The following is a 16,732-nucleotide window of genomic DNA, read 5'->3' as shown; positions in this document are numbered from 1 at the left end:
GCCGGCGCCGGACGCGCAGCCGGCCGACGGCGCGCCGCGCGAGGGCGGCCGGGCCACCGCGACCGCGCCGGCCCCGGACTCCCCTCCGGCGTCCGACGGCGGGGAGGCCGCCAGGCGGGCCAAGCTCGCCATGCTGCGCGGGCTGCTCGACGGCCAGTCCCTGCGCGAGGACGCGGAGACCGCGCTGCGCGCGCTCGTCGGACGAGACGACGCGGCCCTGCGCGAGGACCAGTGGCGCGCGATCGAGGCGCTCGTGGCGTTCCGCCGTCGCGCGCTCGTCGTGCAGCGCACCGGGTGGGGCAAGTCCGCCGTGTACTTCGTCGCCACGCGGCTCCTGCGCGACCGCGGCGCCGGCCCCACCGTCATCGTGTCCCCCCTCCTCGCGCTCATGCGCGACCAGATCTCCGCGGCGGCGCGCGCCGGCATCAAGGCCGTGACGATCAACTCCGCGAACGTCACCGAGTGGGACGACGTCCACCGCGCCATCGCCGCGGGCGAGGTCGACGTGCTGCTGTGCTCGCCCGAGCGGCTCAACAACCCCGGCTTCCGCGACGAGGTGCTCCCCCGGCTCGCAGCCGACGCCGGGCTCGTCGTCGTCGACGAGGCGCACTGCATCTCCGACTGGGGGCACGACTTCCGGCCCGACTACCGGCGCATCCGCACCCTCCTGGCCGACCTCCCGCCGGGCATCCCCGTGCTCGCGACCACCGCGACGGCGAACGCGCGCGTCACCGCGGACGTCGCGGAGCAGCTCGGCGTGAGCGCGGCGCACGCCGCGGGTGCGCCGGGCGAGGGGCACGAGGACGTGCTCGTGCTGCGCGGCGGGCTCGACCGCGAGTCGCTGCACCTCGCCGTGCTGCGCCTGCCCGACCAGCCGACGCGCGTCGCGTGGCTCGCCGAGGCGCTGCAGGACGTCGACGGCTCGGGCATCGTCTACTGCCTCACCGTCTCGGCCGCGGAGCAGGTCGCGAGCCAGCTCCGGGCCGCGGGCCTCGCCGTCGCGTCGTACACGGGTCAGACGGACCCGGCCGAGCGCGAGCGCCTCGAGGAGGACCTCAAGGAGAACCGCGTCAAGGCGCTCGTCGCGACGTCCGCGCTCGGCATGGGCTTCGACAAGCCGGACCTGGCCTTCGTCGTGCACCTCGGGGCGCCGAGCTCGCCCATCGCCTACTACCAGCAGGTCGGCCGCGCCGGGCGCGGCGTCGACTCGGCCGTCGTGGTGCTGCTCCCGGGCGAGGAGGACCGGCGGATCTGGGAGTGGTTCGCGTCGACCGCGTTCCCGCCCCAGGCGCAGGTCCGCGCGACGCTCGACGCGCTGGCCGCTGGCGGCACGCAGTCGGTCGCGCAGCTCGAGACGCAGGTCGACCTCAAGCGCTCGCGCCTCGAGGGCATGCTCAAGGTGCTCGACGTGGACGGCGCGGTGCGGCGCGTCAAGGGCGGCTGGGAGGCGACCGGCGAGCCGTGGACGTACGACGCCGAGCGGTACGAGCGCGTCGACGCGACGCGCTCGGCCGAGCAGCAGGCGATGCTCGACTACGAGGCCACCGACGGGTGCCGGATGGCGTTCCTGCGCGCCGCCCTCGACGACCCGGAGCTCGAGGACGGGTGGCGCTGCGGCCGCTGCGACTCGTGCGGCGGCGTGACCCTGCCCGCGCTGCCGGACGCGGAGGCCGTCGCGGCCGCGCGCGCGGACATGGACCGTCCGGGGGTCGAGGTCGTGGCGCGCCGCCAGTGGCCGAGCGGCATGGACCGCCTCGGGCTCGACCTGCGCGGCCGCCTCGGCCCCGACGAGCTCGCCGAGACGGGACGCGCCGTGGCGCGGCTCGACGGCCTGGGCTGGTCGGCCCCGCTGCGCGAGCTGTTCGCGCCCACGACGCCCGACGACGACACGCCCGTCGCGCTGCGGCGCGCGGCGGCGCGCGTGCTCGACGAGTGGCCCGACCTGTACGAGACCCCGACGGCCGAGGAAGGGGCCGAGGCGGGCCCGGAGGACGGCGCCCCGGGCGCGGGGGCGGGAGCGGGAGCGGTACCGGAGCGCCGGCTCCTCGTCGACGGCGTGGTGGCCGTGCGGTCGGTGACCCGCCCCCGGCTGACGTTCCACCTCGCCCACGGCCTCGCGAGCTACCTCGGGCGCCCGCTCATCGGCGCCGTCGGCCCGGTCCCCGGGCGCGAGGAGCCCGGCCGGCACGACGTGAACTCCGCGACGCGCCTCGCCGGGGTCGCGGGGCGCCTGCAGCTCGAGCTGCCGGACGCGGCGCTCGCCGGGCTCGCGGGCCGGCGCGTGCTCCTGGTCGACGACTACACCGAGTCGGGGTGGACCCTCACGGTCGCGGCGCGGCTCCTGCGCCGTGCGGGCGCCGCGGCCGTGCACCCGTTCGTGCTCGGCGTGCGCTGAGCGCGCCGGGCGCGACTCACCACCGCAGCCGCAGCTCCGTGTACGTCGTGTCGACGAACCCGAGCGCACGGTAGAGCCGCTCGCCGTCCGGCGTCGCGTGCAGGGAGACGGAGTCCGCGCCGGCCTCGCGCGCCCAGTCGAGCGCCGCCTCGACGCACGCGCGCGCGTACCCCCGGCCGCGGGCGCCGGGCACGGTGCACACGTTCGACAGGTGCGCCGTCGTGCCGTGCGGGTTGCGCGCCGACGGGGCCGACCGGTGCAGCTCGACGAGCGCGCACGCGGCGACGCGGTCCGACCCGTCGACCACGAAGGCCACGACGTCGGGGGTCCGGAGGCGGTCGGCGAACCACGCGCGGGCACGCGCCTGCCACGTCGGGTCGTCGGCGTCCCGCTCACCCATCGCGCGCATGAGGTGGACGCGTAGACCGACGAGGTCGTCGGCGTCGCGCGGGACGGCGCGCCGCACCGGCACGCCGACCCCGCGCGGCCGGGTCACAGGAACCGCGCCCGCACCGCCTCGCCGTGGGCCGGCAGGTCCTCGTCGTTCGCGACGGCGACGATCCGGTCCGCGAGCTCCTCGAGGGCGTCGCGGTCGTACTCGATCACCTGGACCGCCTTGACGTAGCTGTGCACGCCGAGGCCACTGGAGAAGTGCGCGCACCCGCCCGTGGGGAGCACGTGGTTCGAGCCGGCCATGTAGTCGCCGAGCGACACGGGCGCCCACGGGCCCACGAAGATCGCGCCCGCGCTCGTGACCCGGTCCGCGAGCTCGGACGCGCCGACCGTCTGGATCTCGAGGTGCTCCGCGCCGTACGCGTCGACGACCTGCAGGCCGTGCTCGAGGTCGTCGACGAGCACGACCGCGGACTGCGGGCCCGCGAGCGACTGCGCGACGCGCTGCGCGTGCTTCGTCGCCGGGACGAGATCGGTGAGGCGCGCCTCGACCGCGGCCGCGAGCTCGACGGAGGGCGTGACGAGCACCGCCGCGGCCAGGGGGTCGTGCTCCGCCTGGCTGATGAGGTCGGCCGCGACGTGCCCCGGGTCGGCGGTGCCGTCCGCGAGGATCGCGATCTCGGTCGGGCCCGCCTCGGCGTCGATCCCCACGACGCCGCGCACGAGCCGCTTGGCCGCGGCCACGAACACGTTGCCCGGGCCGGTGACGACGTCGACCGGCTCGCACAGCACGTCGCCGTCCTGCGGCTCGCTCCCCGCGGCCCCGTACGCGAACATCGCGACGGCCTGGGCTCCCCCGACGGCGTACACCTCCTCGACGCCGAGCAGCGCGCACGCCGCGAGGATCGTCGGGTGCGGGAGCCCCGCGCCGTCGCGCTGCGGCGGGGACGCGACCGCGAGGCTGCGCACGCCGGCCTCCTGCGCCGCGACCACGTTCATGACGACGGACGACGGGTACACCGCGAGCCCGCCCGGCGCGTAGAGCCCGACCCGGCGTACGGGCACCCAGCGCTGGCGCACGCGCGCCCCGGGCCCGAGCTCGACCGAGAAGTCCTGCGGACGCTGCGCGGCGTGCACGAGCCGCACGCGCCGGATCGCCTCCTCGAGACCCGCGCGCACGGCGGGGTCGAGGTCCGCGAGCGCCGCGGCGATCGCGTCCGCGGGCACCCGCAGGTGCTCCGGGCGCACACCGTCGAAGCGCTCGGCGTACTCGCGCAGGGCCTCGGCACCGCGCGTCCGCACCGCCTCGATGATGGGCGCCACCTGATGCGCCGCGTCCTCGACGCCGACCTCCGCGCGGGGCAGGGTCTCGGCGAGCTCGCGTGCGGACAGGGAACGCCCTCGAAGATCGATGCGGGTGATCATGGGACGAGTCTAGGAGCCCGCGCACCGGCGCGACGAGGCGTCCCGTCCACCGGTCGCGACGCACCGCGCATGCCGGGCGGTCGTCACCGCGCACACGGCCGGGGACAATGGTCACCATGAGCTTCCCCCGCGACGCCCGCCCGGTCGAGATCTCCGACGACGTCATCCGCCTCGGGCAGTTCCTCAAGCTCGCCGGGCTCGCCGAGTCCGGCGCCGAGGCGCGCGAGCTCGTCACCGAGGGTGAGGTGCGCGTCAACGGCGAGGTCGACACGCGCCGGGGCCGCCAGCTCCACCGCGGGGACGTCGTCTCGGTGGACCGGCCGCAGGGCTCCGAGAGCGCGACCGTCGCCTGAGCCCCCCGCGGCCGTCCCGCGGAGCCAGTGGTGCCAGTGGGGTCTGCGGGCCGGCGTCACGCCATGTAGGTCGACGCCATCACCTTGTCGGGCGTGAGCCGCAGGACGACACGCTCGGTCTTCGGCTCGAGCGGCCGGTAGCGGCGGGCGTACCGAGCGACCGCGTCGGCGATCTCGTCCGGGTCCTCGACGACCTCGATCGTGCCCTCGAGCGTGAGCCAGCGCCCGCCGTCGACCTGGCACACGGCCGCACGCGGGCGTGCCCCGTCCGGCCCGGCCCGGCGCGCGTTGCGGGCCTTGACCGACCCGCGGTTCGTGGTGATCCGCACGACGCCCGCGTCCGGGTCCCACGTGAACGCGACCGGCACGACGTGCGGGCTCCCGTCCTCCCGCAGGGTCGTGAGCGTGGCCAGGTGCCGCTCGGTGACGAAGACGCGCTGCTCGGGGTTGAGTCGGATCACGCTCGCGAGTCTAGGTCCGCCGCCGCGGCGCGCCGCCGCGACCGCGTCAGACGAGGCACGACGGCCCGAGCAGGGCCTTGAGGTCGCCGAAGAGCGCGGGCGACTTCTCGACCCGCAGGCCGTCGCCCGCGCGCACGATCGTCGTCTTGCCGGGCTCGAGCACCTGCACGTGCACCTCGGCCGAGCCGGGGTGGGTCGCGAGGACCTCGCGCAGGCGCAGGATGACCGGCTCGACGCACCGCGTGTGCGACACCTTGACCGCGAGCGGGGACTCCGCGCCCACGGTGATGTCCGGGAGCGAGACCTCCATCGCCTGCAGCTGCATCGTGTCGTCGCGGCGGCGGACGCGCCCGCGCAGCACGACGACCTGGTCCTCGGCGAGGATCGTCGAGTACGCGAGGTACGTCTCGCCGAAGAACATGACCTCCACGGCGCCCTCGAGGTCCTCGATCGTCACGGCCGCCCACGGGTTGCCGTTCTTGCTCATCTTGCGCTGGAGCGACGTGATGAGACCCGCGATCGTCACCGTCGACCCGTCCGGCCGGCCCTCGTCCGCGAGGAGGTTCGCGATCCCGGTGTCCGCCGCGCGCGTCAGGACGTGCTCGAGCCCCGACAGCGGGTGGTCCGAGACGTAGAGGCCGAGCATCTCGCGCTCGAACGCGAGCCGCTGCTTCTTGTCCCAGTCCGGCAGGTCGGGCACGTCGACCGAGAAGGACAGGCCGTCCTCGTCGTCCGCGCCCCCGAAGTCCGCGAAGAGGTCGAACTGGCCCTCCGCCTCCTTGCGCTTGACGCTGATGACCGAGTCCACGGCCTGCTCGTGCACCACGAGCAGCGCGCGGCGCGCGTGCCCGAGCGAGTCGAACGCGCCCGCCTTGATGAGCGACTCGATCGTGCGCTTGTTGCAGACGACCGCGGGCACCTTGTCGAGGAAGTCCGTGAAGGAGGTGAACGCGCCCTTCTCCTCGCGCGTGCGGATGATCGCGTCGACCACGTTCGCGCCGACGTTGCGCACGCCCGTGAGGCCGAAGCGGATGTCCGTCCCGACGGCCGTGAACTTCGCCGCGGAGTCGTTGACGTCGGGCGGGAGCACCGTGATGTGCATGCGCCGGCACTCGTTGAGGTAGAGCGCGAGCTTGTCCTTGTCGTCGCGCACGCTCTGCAGCAGCGCAGCCATGTACTCGGTCGGGTAGTTCGCCTTGAGGAACGCCGTCCAGTACGCCACGAGCCCGTACCCGGCCGAGTGCGCCTTGTTGAACGCGTACCCGGCGAACGGCACGAGCGTGTCCCACACGGCCTGGATCGCCGCGTCGGAGTAGCCGCGCTCGCGGCAGCCCGCCTGGAAGGGGACGAACTCCTTGTCGAGGATCTCCTTCTTCTTCTTGCCCATCGCGCGGCGCAGCAGGTCGGCCTGGCCGAGCGAGTAGCCCGCAAGGATCTGGGCGGCGCGCTGCACCTGCTCCTGGTAGACGATGAGGCCGTACGTCTCGTCCAGGATCTCCGCGAGCGGCTCCGCGAGCTCGGGGTGGATGGGCTCGATCTTCTGCAGCCCGTTCTTGCGCAGCGCGTAGTTCGTGTGCGAGTTCATGCCCATCGGGCCCGGGCGGTACAGCGCGATGACGGCCGAGAGGTCGTCGAACTTGTCCGGCTTCATCTGCCGCAGCAGCGCGCGCATCGGGCCGCCGTCGAGCTGGAACACGCCGAGCGTGTCGCCGCGCGCGAGGAGGTCGTAGGACGCCTTGTCGTCGAGCGGGAGGGACTCGATCTCGATCGGGTCCTTGCCGTTCATCGTGATGTTCTCGAGCGCGTCGTCGAGGATCGTGAGGTTGCGCAGCCCGAGGAAGTCCATCTTGATGAGCCCCAGGCCCTCGGACGTCGGGTAGTCGAACTGCGTGATGACCGCACCGTCCTGGGGGCGGCGCATGATCGGGATGATGTCGATGAGCGGGTCGCTCGACATGATGACGCCCGCCGCGTGCACGCCCCACTGCCGCTTCAGGCCCTCGATGCCGCGCGCGAGCTCGACGACGCGCTGCGCCTCCGGGTCGGAGTCGTGGAGCTGGCGGAACTCCGCCGCCTCGGCGTACCGCTCGTGCTTCGGGTCGAAGATCCCGGACAACGGGATGTCCTTGCCCATCACCGCCGGCGGCATCGCCTTGGTGAGCTTCTCCCCCATCGCGAACGGGAAGCCGAGCAGGCGCGCCGAGTCCTTGAGCGCCTGCTTGGCCTTGATCGTGCCGTACGTGACGATCTGCGCGACGCGGTCGTCGCCGTACTTCTCCGTGACGTACCGGATGACCTCGCCGCGCCGGCGCTCGTCGAAGTCGACGTCGACGTCGGGCATCGACACGCGCTCGGGGTTGAGGAACCGCTCGAAGATCAGGCCGTGCTCGAGCGGGTCGAGCTCCGTGATGCCCATGAGGTACGACGCCATCGAGCCCGCGGCCGAGCCGCGCCCGGGCCCCACACGGATGCCCTGCTCCTTGGCCCAGTTGATGAAGTCGGCGACCACGAGGAAGTACCCCGGGAAGCCCATCTGGATGATGACCTCGGTCTCGTACTGCGCCTGCTTGCGCGCCGCGTCCGGGATGCCGTTCGGGTAGCGCCGGTGCAGGCCCCGCTCGACCTCCTTGACGAACCAGCTCGTCTCGTCCTCGCCCTCGGGGACGGGGAACTTCGGCATGTAGTTCGCGTTCGTGTCGAACGACACGTCGCACTGCTCCGCGATGAGGAGCGTGTTGTCGCACGCCTCGGGGAGCTCCGCGAACACGCGGCGCATCTCCGCCGCAGACTTCACGTAGTAGCCGGTGCCGTCGAACTTGAACCGGTCCGGGTCGTCCAGGGTCGAGCCCGAGTTGATCGCGAGCAGCGCCTCCTGGCTCGACGCGTCCTCCTCGCGCACGTAGTGCAGGTCGTTCGTCGCGACGAGCCGCGCGCCGATCGTCTCCGCGAGGCGCAGCAGGTCCTTGGTGACCCGGGTCTCGATCTCGATCCCGTGGTCCATGAGCTCGACGAAGAAGTTCTCGCGACCGAAGATGTCCTGCAGCTCGCCCGCGGTCCGCACCGCCTCGTCCCACTGGCCGAGCCGCAGCCGCGTCTGGATCTCGCCCGACGGGCACCCGCTCGTGGCGATCAGCCCCTTGCCGTACGTCTGGAGAAGCTCGCGGTCCATGCGCGGCCACTTGCCCATCTGCCCCTCGAGCGACGCGAGCGACGACGCGCGGAACAGGTTGTGCAGGCCCTCGTTGTCCTTCGCGAGCAACGTCATGTGCGTGTACGCACCGCGGGCCGAGACGTCGTCCGCCTCCTGGCCCTGCTGCCCGAACCGCACGCGCGTCTGGTCGAACCGGCTCGTGCCCGGCGTGATGTACGCCTCGACGCCGATGATCGGCTTGATGCCCTTCGCCTGCGCGCGCGACCAGAACTCGAACGCCCCGAACACGTACCCGTGGTCGGTCGTCGCGATCGCCTTCTGCCCGAGCCTCTCGACCTCGTCGAACAGGTCCCCGATCCGGGCCGCGCCGTCCAGCATCGAGTACTCGGTGTGGACGTGGAGATGGACGAAGTCCTCGGTGGCGGTCGGCATGCGTCGATCCTAAGTCGGCCCGCCCACGCTCCCGCCCACCCTCGGCAGGCGTGTGCTGTGCCACGACGCACACGCCCCGGCGACGGCGTCAGGCGTCGACGGTGACGGTCTTCGCGGCGTCGCGGTGGTCGATGCCGGCGTCGAGGTAGACCGGCCCCGAGACGGTGTAGCCGAGGCGCTCGTAGAACCCGATCGCCTGCACCTGCGCGGACAGCAGGACCCGCACCGCGGACCGCCCGTCGGGGCCGGGCACCGCGTGCTCGGCGAGCGCGAGGCGCTCCAGGGCCAACATGACGGCGGCGCCCGCCCCGGTGCCGCGGGCCGACGCGGCGACGGCGACCCGGCCCACGTGCACCTCGCCGGGGTGCGCCGGGTCGGTGAGCAGACGACCCGTCCCGACGACCTCGCCGTCCCGCTCGCGGTCGCGGACGAGGACGTGCGTCGTCGTCGGCGCGGCGTCGAGGTCGTCGATCTCCTCCTCGACGGGCACGCCCTGCTCGTCGACGAACACCGCGAGCCGCAGCGCGTGCGCGGCGGCCAGCCCGGCGTCGTCGGACACGCGCTCGACGACGAGCCGCCCGCCCTCCGGGAGAGGGACGGGTCGGGTCGCGCTCACGCGTAGGCCCCGCGCAGGACCTCGAGCGCGTGCGCGAGGTCGTCGGGGTACTCGCTGGTCAGCTCGAGCCACTGCCCGGTCGTCGGGTGCTCGAAGCCGAGCCGCACCGCGTGGAGCCACTGCCGGGTCAGGGAGACGCGCGAGGCGAGGACGGGGTCCGCGCCGTAGGTGAGGTCGCCGACGCACGGGTGGCGCAGCGCGGAGAAGTGGACCCGGATCTGGTGGGTGCGCCCGGTCTCGAGGTGCACCTCGACGAGCGACGCCGCGGGGAGCATCTCGAGGACCTCGTAGTGCGTCACCGACGGCTTGCCCTCGGCGGTGACCGCGAACTTCCAGTCGGCGCTCGGGTGCCGCCCGATCGGGGCGTCGATCGTCCCGGTCGTCGGCTCGGGGTGGCCCTGGACGAGCGCGTGGTAGACCTTGTCGACCGTGCGCTCCTTGAACGCGCGCTTGAGCGCCGTGTACGCGACCTCGCTCTTCGCGACGACCATGAGGCCGGACGTGCCGACGTCGAGGCGGTGCACGATGCCCTGGCGCTCGGCGGCACCGGACGTCGAGATCCGGTAGCCCGCGGCAGCGAGCGCCCCCACGACGGTCGGGCCGGTCCACCCGGGCGACGGGTGCGCGGCCACGCCCACGGGCTTGTCGACGACCACGACGTCGTCGTCGTCGTGGACGATGCCCATGCCGGGCACGGGCTCGGCGACGACCTCGACCGCCGCGGGGGCGGCGTCGGGCACGTCGACCTCGAGCCACCCGCCGGGGACGAGGCGGTCGGACTTGCCGACCTCCCGTCCGTCGAGGCGCACGGCGCCCGCGGCGGCGAGCTCGGCCGCGCGCGTGCGCGAGAGGCCGAGGAGGCGGGACAGCCCCGCGTCGACGCGCTCGCCCGCGAGGCCGTCGGGCACGGGGAGGGACCGCAGGCTCACCGGTCCCCCTCGCGCTCGGCCGTCGTGGGCGCGGTGCCGGCGTCAGCGGCCGGCCCCTGCGTGCCGGCACCCGCAGCCTTGCTGTCGCGAGCCTCCGGGGCAGGGTCCGGCGAGGCGACCGTCGGGACCTCGCCCGGGCCGGCGTGCTCGGCCGACGCGTCGGCGTCCGCCGCGGACCGCTCGGCGTCCGTGTCGTCGGCGGCGTCGTGCCCGTGGCGCGACCCGTCGAGGCCGATCCCGAGGACCGACAGGACCGCGATCATGACGGCGGCGCCGACGATCGCGACGTCCGCGACGTTGCCCACGAACCAGTTCCCGTAGGCGAGGAAGTCCACCACGTGACCGCGCGCGAACCCGGGCTCGCGGAAGAACCGGTCGAGCAGGTTGCCGAGCGCGCCGCCGAGCAGGAGCCCGAGGGCGACGGCCCACGCACGCGAGCCGATGCGGCTCACCATCCGCACGATGACGACCACGACGGCGACGACGACGATCGTCAGCACCCACGTCATCCCGGTCGCGATCGAGAGCGCGGCCCCGGGGTTGTAGACGAGCCGCAGGCCGAGCAGCGACCCCACGAGCGGGATCGTGTCGTCGCCGAGCGTGAGGCTCGACTCGGCCCACCACTTGGTGAGCTGGTCGGCCACGAGGACGAGGGCGGCGAGGACGACCGTCCAGACCACGAGGGCGCGTCGGGGACCGTGGCGGGACGGTTCCGGGGCGGACGCCGCGACGGGCTCGGCGGGGTCGGTGGGCTCGGGGCGTGCGGAGGTGGACATCGGCGGCAAGTCTGCCACGTCGTCGGCCCGCCGGGGTCCCCCGGGTGGCGGCGTCAGCGGCGCTCGGCGCGCTGCTTCGCCTCGACGGACAGGTTCGCGCGCGGGAACGCCTGCAGGCGGGCCTTCCCGATCGGCAGCCCCGTCTCCTCGCACGTCGCGTACGTCCCGGCCGCGATGCGGTCGAGCGCGTGCGTCGTCTGGGCGAGCAGGTCGCGGACGTTGTTGACGAGCGTGAGCTCCTGCTCGCGCTCCAGCGCGCTCGACCCGGAGTCCGCCTGGTCGTCGCCCGCGCCGTCGCCGGAGTGCCGCAGGAGGTTCGAGAGCTCCTCGTCCGCGGCGGCGAGCTCACCCTCCAGGCGCTCCTTCTCGGCGAGGAGCTCCGCGGCGAGCTCCTCGACCTCGCGCAGGGTCCAGGGGTCCTCCCCGTCGCGCACAGGGAAGGACTTGACGTCCTTCGCGAGGTTCGGGAAGCGGTCGCGCACGGCCGACCGGGCCGCGGTGGTGAGCTTGGTCATGTCGCCCCTCCAAGTTCGAGTCACGCGAGAGTAGACGCAGCGGCCGGTACGCACAACACACCACGCCGGTCCGCCGGAGCGGAGAAGGCAGGTGCGAGGCGTACCGGCCGCTGCCGGACGGTCGACGCAGGTGCTAGAGGCCGGGAGCGAGGTCGCTTGTGCGGGCGGCCCCGCCGACGTTGCTGCGCGGCGGGAGGGCGCTGCCCCGGTTGTCCAGGTCGCCCAGCAGGTTCTGCAGGTAGCTCTTGAGGCGCGTGCGGTAGTCGCGCTCGAAGATGCGCAGCTCGTCGATCTTGCGCTCGAGGAGCGAGCGCTCCTGCTCGAGCTGCGAGAGCGTGCGGTGCGAGGTCTCCTCGGCCTCGCGCACGATGCGCGAGCCCTCCTCCTTCGCCTCCGCGATGAGCCGGTCGCCCTCCTCCTGGCCCGAGCGCACGTAGTCGTCGTGCAGCTTCTGGGCGAGCTGCAGCATGCCCGTGGCCGACTCGGGCTCCGCCGCGTTCTTCGAGACGACGGCCTGCGAGATCGGCGCGGCCGGAGCCGGCTCCGGCTCGGGGGCCTGGGGCGCGTCGACGACCGGAGCCTGCACCGCAGCGCTGGACGCGTCGGCCCGGCTGAGCTCGGCGATACGACGCTCCGCGGCAGCGAGCTTCGACTTGAGGTCCTCGTTCTCCTCCTGCACGGAGTTGAGGGTCCTCACCACCTCGTCCAAGAAGTCGTCGACCTCTTCGACGTCGTACCCCTCGCGGAACTTCGTCGCCGAGAACTTCTTGTTCAGGATGTCCTCTGCAGTGAGCAGTGCCATCGGTTCACCTCATAGCGTTTGCGTGTCGGTCCGGGCGACCTCGCGATCACCAAGACTCCAAAGTAGCGGACATTGCCCCGGGGAGCCGGGAGCGGCCCCGTGGTCGCGCGCCGCGGGGTGCGGGCGGGCGCCGTCGGGGTGCGGACAGGGGGCGGGGCGAACCGGACGTAGCGGCGCGGTTCGGGCCGACCGCCGGCCCGGCGAGTGACGAGCGTCTCAGAGCGCGGAGACGATCTGCGCCGCGATGGTCACGGCGAAGAACAGGATGATGAACGCCAGGTCGAGACGCACCTGCCCCAGCGTGAGGGGCGGGATCAGCCGGCGCAGCGCGCGCAGCGGCGGGTCGGTCGCCGAGTAGATCACCTCGGCGAGCACGAGCACCGCGCCTCTCGGCCGCCACTCGCGCGCGAAGAACTGCACCCAGTCGAACACGAGCCGACCGATGAGCAGCAGCAGGTAGAGCCAGAGCAGGAATCCGACGATCCCTGTGATGAGGTCCCAGATCACGGGTCAACTGTGCCAGACGAGCGCGCCCGCCCCGGGCGCGGGACACGCGACGCGGGCGCTCGACCCCGCGCACGCCGGAGGGACGGGCGCGGCGCGCCCGTCCCTCCGGTGCGGTCCGTGCGGCGGGCGGTCGGCGGGGGCGCCGTGCCGCGAGGACCGTCAGCTCTGGTTGTAGAACCCGGCGCGGCCGGGCGCCGGCGAGGCGGCCTGCTCCTCGCCCGTGATCTCCACGTGCTCGGGCGACAGCAGGAACACCTTGTTGGTGACGCGCTCGATCGCGCCGTGCAGGCCGAAGATGAGGCCCGCGGAGAAGTCGACGAGGCGCTTCGCGTCCGCGTCGTCCATGTCCGAGAGGTTCATGATGACCGGCGTGCCGCCGCGGAACGCCTCGCCGATGACGCGCGCGTCGTTGTACGAGCGCGGGTGCACCGTCGTGATCCGGCGCAGCTCGGCCGCCGTCATGCTCGTCTGCGGCACCTCGCGCGGGCCGAGCGCCCGGTGCAGCGGCGTCACCTGGGCCTGGTAGTCGTGCGACACGTCCGCCCCCGTCTCGTCGAGCTCGTCGACGTACTCGTCCTGCCCGTCCTCGCCACGATCATCAGCGAGGCCCAGATACAGCATGGTCTTGCGCAGCGCTCCCGCCATGGGCCTTGCTCCGTCCTCGATCGATCCGTCGGTCCACCGGCTGTCGGACCGGTGCGTTCACGCTAACCGAGGGGATCGGGCGATCCCGGAGCGACACGCCCGGACCTGTCAACCTCACCCGCAGGTCGAGGTCGTGCCCTTCACGCGCCCGCGAGGGCCACGAGACCCGCGAAGCGGCCCGTCGTCGAGCCGCCCCGGGCCGCCCGGCGGTGCGAGAAGAACCGCTCGTCCTCGATCGTGCACGCCCCGACGTGCACCACGTCCGCGACGCCCGCGGCCTCGAGGTCCGCGACGACGCCCGCCGGGAGGTCGAGCGCGGGCGTGCCCCACGTCGTCGTCGACCACGTCGCCGGCCGCGCGAGCGCGACCTCGTCGCGCATCGTCGCGGGGACCTCGTAGCAGCGGCCGCACGCGCTCGGGCCGACGGCGGCGCGCACGCGCCCGACGCTCGCCCCCGCGGAGCGCATCGCGTCGAGCACCGCGGGCACGACCCCGTGGGCGAGGCCGCGGCGCCCGGCGTGCGCGACGCCGACCACGCCCGCCTCGACGTCGGCGAGGAGCACGGGGACGCAGTCGGCGACGAGGACGCCGAGCCCGACGCCCGCCGCGACCGCGACCATCGCGTCGGCCTCGCCGACCGAGTCGGCGGCGCTCCCCCGGTCCGTCACGACCGCGACGTCCGTGCCGTGCACCTGGCTCGCGAACGCGACCGGCGCCCCCAGCCACGCGCCCGCGCGCGCCCGGTTGGCGCGCACGCGCGCCGCGTCGTCGGTGACGTTGAGACCGAGGTTGAGGGACTGCCACGGCTCGGGCGACACCCCGCCGGCCCGTGTCGTGAAGCCCGCGCGCACCCCGGGACCCAGGTCGACCTCGAGCACGACGGGAGGGGCGGCGTCGTCGACGCCGCCCCTCCCGTGCTGCATCCGGCCGACGCTCATCGCCGCCCGCGACCCGTCACTTGAGGAAGTCCGGGACGTCGAGCTCCTCGACCTTCCGGCGCGCGGGCTCCTCGTCGAAGATCCGCGGCGGGACCTCGACGCCGGGGTTCTGCCCGCCGGGGGCCGCGTCGGCGTTCTGGTTCGCCGCACCCGCCGCGTCGTCGGACCCGACGACCGTGAAGGTGGGCGCGGGCGTCGCGGGCTGGACCGGCACGGGGCCCGGGCCGCCGTCGAGCGTGACCGGGACGTCGTCGGCCTCCGGCTGGATCGGCACCACCGGGCGGGGCAGCGTGTGCGCCCCGGTCGCGGGGGCCGGCACCGGCGGGGTCTGGCGCGCGGCGGGCACCGCGGGGATCGCGCTCGTCGCGGGACGCTGCGCGCCCGCGACCTGGCCGAGCGCCCGCGCGTCGCCGCGGACCTGGGGCGCGCCGCCGTCGAAGCCCGCCGCGATCACCGTGACGCGCACCTCGTCGCCCAGCGCGTCGTCGATCACCGCGCCGAAGATGATGTTCGCCTCGGTGTGCGCCGCCTCGTGGACGAGGCGCGCGGCCTCGTTGATCTCGAACAGGCCGAGGTCGGAGCCGCCCTGGATGGACAGGAGCACGCCGTGCGCGCCGTCGATGCTCGCCTCGAGCAGCGGCGACGAGATCGCCATCTCGGCGGCCTGGACGGCGCGGTCGTCGCCCCGCGCGTTGCCGATGCCCATGAGGGCGCTGCCCGCGCCCTGCATGACCGACTTCACGTCGGCGAAGTCGAGGTTGATCAGGCCCGGCGTGGTGATGAGGTCGGTGATGCCCTGGACACCGGAGAGCAGGACCTGGTCGGCCTGGTGGAACGCCTGCAGCGCGCTGACGTTGCGGTCGGACATCGACAGGAGGCGGTCGTTGGGGATGACGATGAGGGTGTCGACCTCGTTGCGCAGGTTCTCGATGCCCTGGTCCGCCTGGACCGAGCGGCGGCGCCCCTCGAACGTGAACGGCCGGGTCACGACACCGACGGTGAGCGCGCCGAGCGAGCGCGCGATGCGCGCGACGACGGGCGCGCCGCCCGTGCCGGTGCCGCCGCCCTCGCCCGCGGTCACGAAGACCATGTCCGCGCCGCGCAGCACGTCCTCGATCTCCTCGGCGTGGTCCTCGGCGGCCTTCTTGCCGACCTCCGGGTCGGCGCCGGCGCCGAGGCCGCGCGTGAGCTCGCGGCCGACGTCGAGCTTGACGTCGGCGTCCGACATGAGCAGCGCCTGCGCGTCCGTGTTGATCGCGATGAACTCGACGCCCTTGAGGCCGACCTCGATCATCCGGTTGACGGCGTTCACGCCCCCACCGCCGATGCCGACCACCTTGATCACTGCTAGGTAGTTCTGCGGAGTTGCCACGTCAATGCCTCTCGATCGGTCAGCCCTGAACCTTCACCCTCAACTAGAGGGTTATAGTTATGTCAGGTCGTTCATGGGTCGACCGTAGGTGTCGACGTGCCCATCATCAACGACCGTCTCGCGCGTGTCGGCGATCGCCGTGCGCGCTCACCGCGTCACCGGCATCGTCGGCGCCGAGACGTCGTACACGGTGACGCCCGCGTTCTCCGGCACGGCCCGCAGCGTCTGCAGGACGCGCACCTTGAGCGCGGCCTCCTCGGAGCTCCCCCACTCGACGACCACGCCGTCGCGCAGGGTCATCCGGACGGCGTCGCGCGTCGGCGCGGAGACCTCCGCGACCTGCGCGTGCAGGTCGGGCGGGAGCGTGTTGAGCAGCACGAGCGCCGCGTCGAGCGCGCGCGCCCCCTGCTCGTCGAGCGGGGCGTCGATCTCGGGGAGCCCCTCAGGCACGGCAGGGTCGGTGCGCACGTGCACGCCCTCGGCGTCGAGCAGCGCGAAGCCGTCGTCCACGGGGACGGCGACCACCGGCTCGCGCGACTCCAGGAGCACCGCGAGCCCCGACGGCCAGACCCGCCGGATCTCGACGTCCCGCACGCCGTTGAGGTCGAGGACGCGCTCGCGCAGCGCGACCGTGTCGAGCCGCGGCAGCGGGACCCCCGCGGACTCGGCCACGACGGCCTCGACCTGGGCCGGGTCGACGACCGTCCCCTCGCCCGCGATCGTCACGTCCTCCAGGTCGAGCCCGAGCACGGACGAGAAGAACGCGACCCAGGCGAGGCCCGCGACCACGAGCAGCCCGCCGGTCCACGCGAGCACGCGCGTGCGGATCCGGTGCCGCCGCATGGCGTCGCGCTCGGCGAGGCGCGCGGCCATGCCGTGCGACACGACCCCGACGGGTGCGGCGGGACCCGCCGGACCGCGTCCGGAGGCCGCGCCACGGCCCGCGGGGCGTCCGGTGCGCGCGCCGTTCGACGGCACGAGCTCGCCCGTCGCCGCCGGCACGCGGCGGACCGGCCGCGTCG

General features: G+C 74.0%; 16 protein-coding genes. 2 read left to right on the top strand and 14 right to left on the bottom strand.

The genetic code is table 11. From position 1 onward, the window contains the following. The first annotated feature begins 130 nt into the window (after positions 1–130). Positions 131–2,395, top strand: a complete 2,265-nt coding sequence (locus GJV82_RS17875) for a RecQ family ATP-dependent DNA helicase (RefSeq protein ID WP_155100161.1) — start codon at positions 131–133, stop codon at positions 2,393–2,395. Positions 2,396–2,411: 16 nt separating this feature from the next. On the opposite strand, the gene GJV82_RS17870 is transcribed toward GJV82_RS17875, so the two are convergent. Continuing rightward, on the bottom strand, positions 2,412–2,891 hold the full coding sequence (locus GJV82_RS17870; RefSeq protein WP_051471629.1) for a GNAT family N-acetyltransferase: 480 nt from the start codon (positions 2,889–2,891) through the stop codon (positions 2,412–2,414). After that, positions 2,888–4,213, bottom strand: coding sequence for a histidinol dehydrogenase (gene hisD, locus GJV82_RS17865; RefSeq protein WP_024840644.1), 1,326 nt, complete (start codon positions 4,211–4,213; stop codon positions 2,888–2,890). Before hisD ends, GJV82_RS17870 begins: the two co-directional genes overlap by 4 nt. 116 nt (positions 4,214–4,329) lie before the next feature. Between hisD and GJV82_RS17860 the strand changes: the two genes are divergently transcribed. Then, positions 4,330–4,566, top strand: a complete 237-nt coding sequence (locus GJV82_RS17860) for an RNA-binding S4 domain-containing protein (protein WP_034604362.1) — start codon at positions 4,330–4,332, stop codon at positions 4,564–4,566. A gap of 56 nt (positions 4,567–4,622) precedes the next feature. On the opposite strand, the gene GJV82_RS17855 is transcribed toward GJV82_RS17860, so the two are convergent. The 12 genes from GJV82_RS17855 to GJV82_RS17800 form a co-directional block, all read right to left on the bottom strand. After that, the gene (locus GJV82_RS17855) at positions 4,623–5,027 is read right to left on the bottom strand and encodes a pyridoxamine 5'-phosphate oxidase family protein (protein WP_024840642.1); all 405 of its coding nucleotides are present in this window, start codon (positions 5,025–5,027) and stop codon (positions 4,623–4,625) included. A gap of 46 nt (positions 5,028–5,073) precedes the next feature. Beyond that, a complete protein-coding gene (gene dnaE / locus GJV82_RS17850) occupies positions 5,074–8,610 on the bottom strand; it encodes a DNA polymerase III subunit alpha (protein WP_024840641.1) in 3,537 nt (1,178 codons plus the stop codon). An 88-nt stretch (positions 8,611–8,698) separates the two neighbouring features. Continuing rightward, positions 8,699–9,226, bottom strand: coding sequence for a GNAT family N-acetyltransferase (locus GJV82_RS17845; protein ID WP_312028579.1), 528 nt, complete (start codon positions 9,224–9,226; stop codon positions 8,699–8,701). Next, a complete protein-coding gene (locus tag GJV82_RS17840; RefSeq protein ID WP_115942416.1) occupies positions 9,223–10,155 on the bottom strand; it encodes an RluA family pseudouridine synthase in 933 nt (310 codons plus the stop codon). The genes GJV82_RS17845 and GJV82_RS17840 overlap by 4 nt, the downstream gene beginning before the upstream one ends. After that, positions 10,152–10,931, bottom strand: a complete 780-nt coding sequence (locus GJV82_RS20840; RefSeq protein WP_081772320.1) for a signal peptidase II — start codon at positions 10,929–10,931, stop codon at positions 10,152–10,154. The genes GJV82_RS17840 and GJV82_RS20840 overlap by 4 nt, the downstream gene beginning before the upstream one ends. A 53-nt stretch (positions 10,932–10,984) precedes the next feature. Further along, positions 10,985–11,446 carry a TraR/DksA family transcriptional regulator gene (locus GJV82_RS17830; protein ID WP_024840637.1) on the bottom strand — a complete coding sequence of 154 codons (462 nt, stop codon included), beginning with the start codon at positions 11,444–11,446 and terminating at the stop codon, positions 10,985–10,987. Between the two features lie 133 nt (positions 11,447–11,579). Next, entirely contained in the window at positions 11,580–12,248 is a 669-nt protein-coding gene (locus GJV82_RS17825; protein ID WP_024840636.1) for a DivIVA domain-containing protein, read from the bottom strand. Between the two features lie 216 nt (positions 12,249–12,464). Beyond that, positions 12,465–12,755, bottom strand: a complete 291-nt coding sequence (locus GJV82_RS17820) for a YggT family protein (protein ID WP_024840635.1) — start codon at positions 12,753–12,755, stop codon at positions 12,465–12,467. A 159-nt stretch (positions 12,756–12,914) separates the two neighbouring features. Then, positions 12,915–13,400 carry a cell division protein SepF gene (locus GJV82_RS17815; RefSeq protein WP_024840634.1) on the bottom strand — a complete coding sequence of 162 codons (486 nt, stop codon included), beginning with the start codon at positions 13,398–13,400 and terminating at the stop codon, positions 12,915–12,917. A gap of 140 nt (positions 13,401–13,540) precedes the next feature. Further along, positions 13,541–14,323: a peptidoglycan editing factor PgeF gene (pgeF, locus tag GJV82_RS17810; RefSeq protein WP_081772329.1), complete on the bottom strand. Its 783-nt coding sequence runs from the start codon at positions 14,321–14,323 to the stop codon at positions 13,541–13,543. Positions 14,324–14,354: 31 nt separating this feature from the next. Beyond that, positions 14,355–15,710, bottom strand: coding sequence for a cell division protein FtsZ (ftsZ, locus tag GJV82_RS17805; protein WP_024840632.1), 1,356 nt, complete (start codon positions 15,708–15,710; stop codon positions 14,355–14,357). A 147-nt stretch (positions 15,711–15,857) separates the two neighbouring features. Then, the coding region (locus GJV82_RS17800) for a cell division protein FtsQ/DivIB (RefSeq protein ID WP_225873469.1) at positions 15,858–16,732 on the bottom strand (875 nt) is incomplete at its 5' end.

Origin of the sequence: Cellulosimicrobium composti (assembly GCF_009711085.1) — a bacterium.
In the GTDB taxonomy this organism is placed as follows: Bacteria; Actinomycetota; Actinomycetes; order Actinomycetales; family Cellulomonadaceae; genus Cellulosimicrobium; species Cellulosimicrobium composti.
The sequence above is the reverse complement of the archived record's forward strand: the minus strand, read 5'-3'. Positions and strand labels throughout refer to the sequence as shown.

What these genes read in the sequence shown, in the direction of transcription:
- GJV82_RS17875 (WP_155100161.1), top strand. Translation starts at nt 131, where the DNA reads ATGCTGCGCGGGCTGCTCGACGGCCAGTCCCTGCGCGAGGACGCGGAG.
- hisD (WP_024840644.1), bottom strand. Translation starts at nt 4,213, where the DNA reads ATGATCACCCGCATCGATCTTCGAGGGCGTTCCCTGTCCGCACGCGAG.
- GJV82_RS17860 (WP_034604362.1), top strand. Translation starts at nt 4,330, where the DNA reads ATGAGCTTCCCCCGCGACGCCCGCCCGGTCGAGATCTCCGACGACGTC.
- dnaE (WP_024840641.1), bottom strand. Translation starts at nt 8,610, where the DNA reads ATGCCGACCGCCACCGAGGACTTCGTCCATCTCCACGTCCACACCGAG.
- GJV82_RS20840 (WP_081772320.1), bottom strand. Translation starts at nt 10,931, where the DNA reads ATGTCCACCTCCGCACGCCCCGAGCCCACCGACCCCGCCGAGCCCGTC.
- GJV82_RS17830 (WP_024840637.1), bottom strand. Translation starts at nt 11,446, where the DNA reads ATGACCAAGCTCACCACCGCGGCCCGGTCGGCCGTGCGCGACCGCTTC.
- GJV82_RS17825 (WP_024840636.1), bottom strand. Translation starts at nt 12,248, where the DNA reads ATGGCACTGCTCACTGCAGAGGACATCCTGAACAAGAAGTTCTCGGCG.
- GJV82_RS17815 (WP_024840634.1), bottom strand. Translation starts at nt 13,400, where the DNA reads ATGGCGGGAGCGCTGCGCAAGACCATGCTGTATCTGGGCCTCGCTGAT.
- pgeF (WP_081772329.1), bottom strand. Translation starts at nt 14,323, where the DNA reads ATGCAGCACGGGAGGGGCGGCGTCGACGACGCCGCCCCTCCCGTCGTG.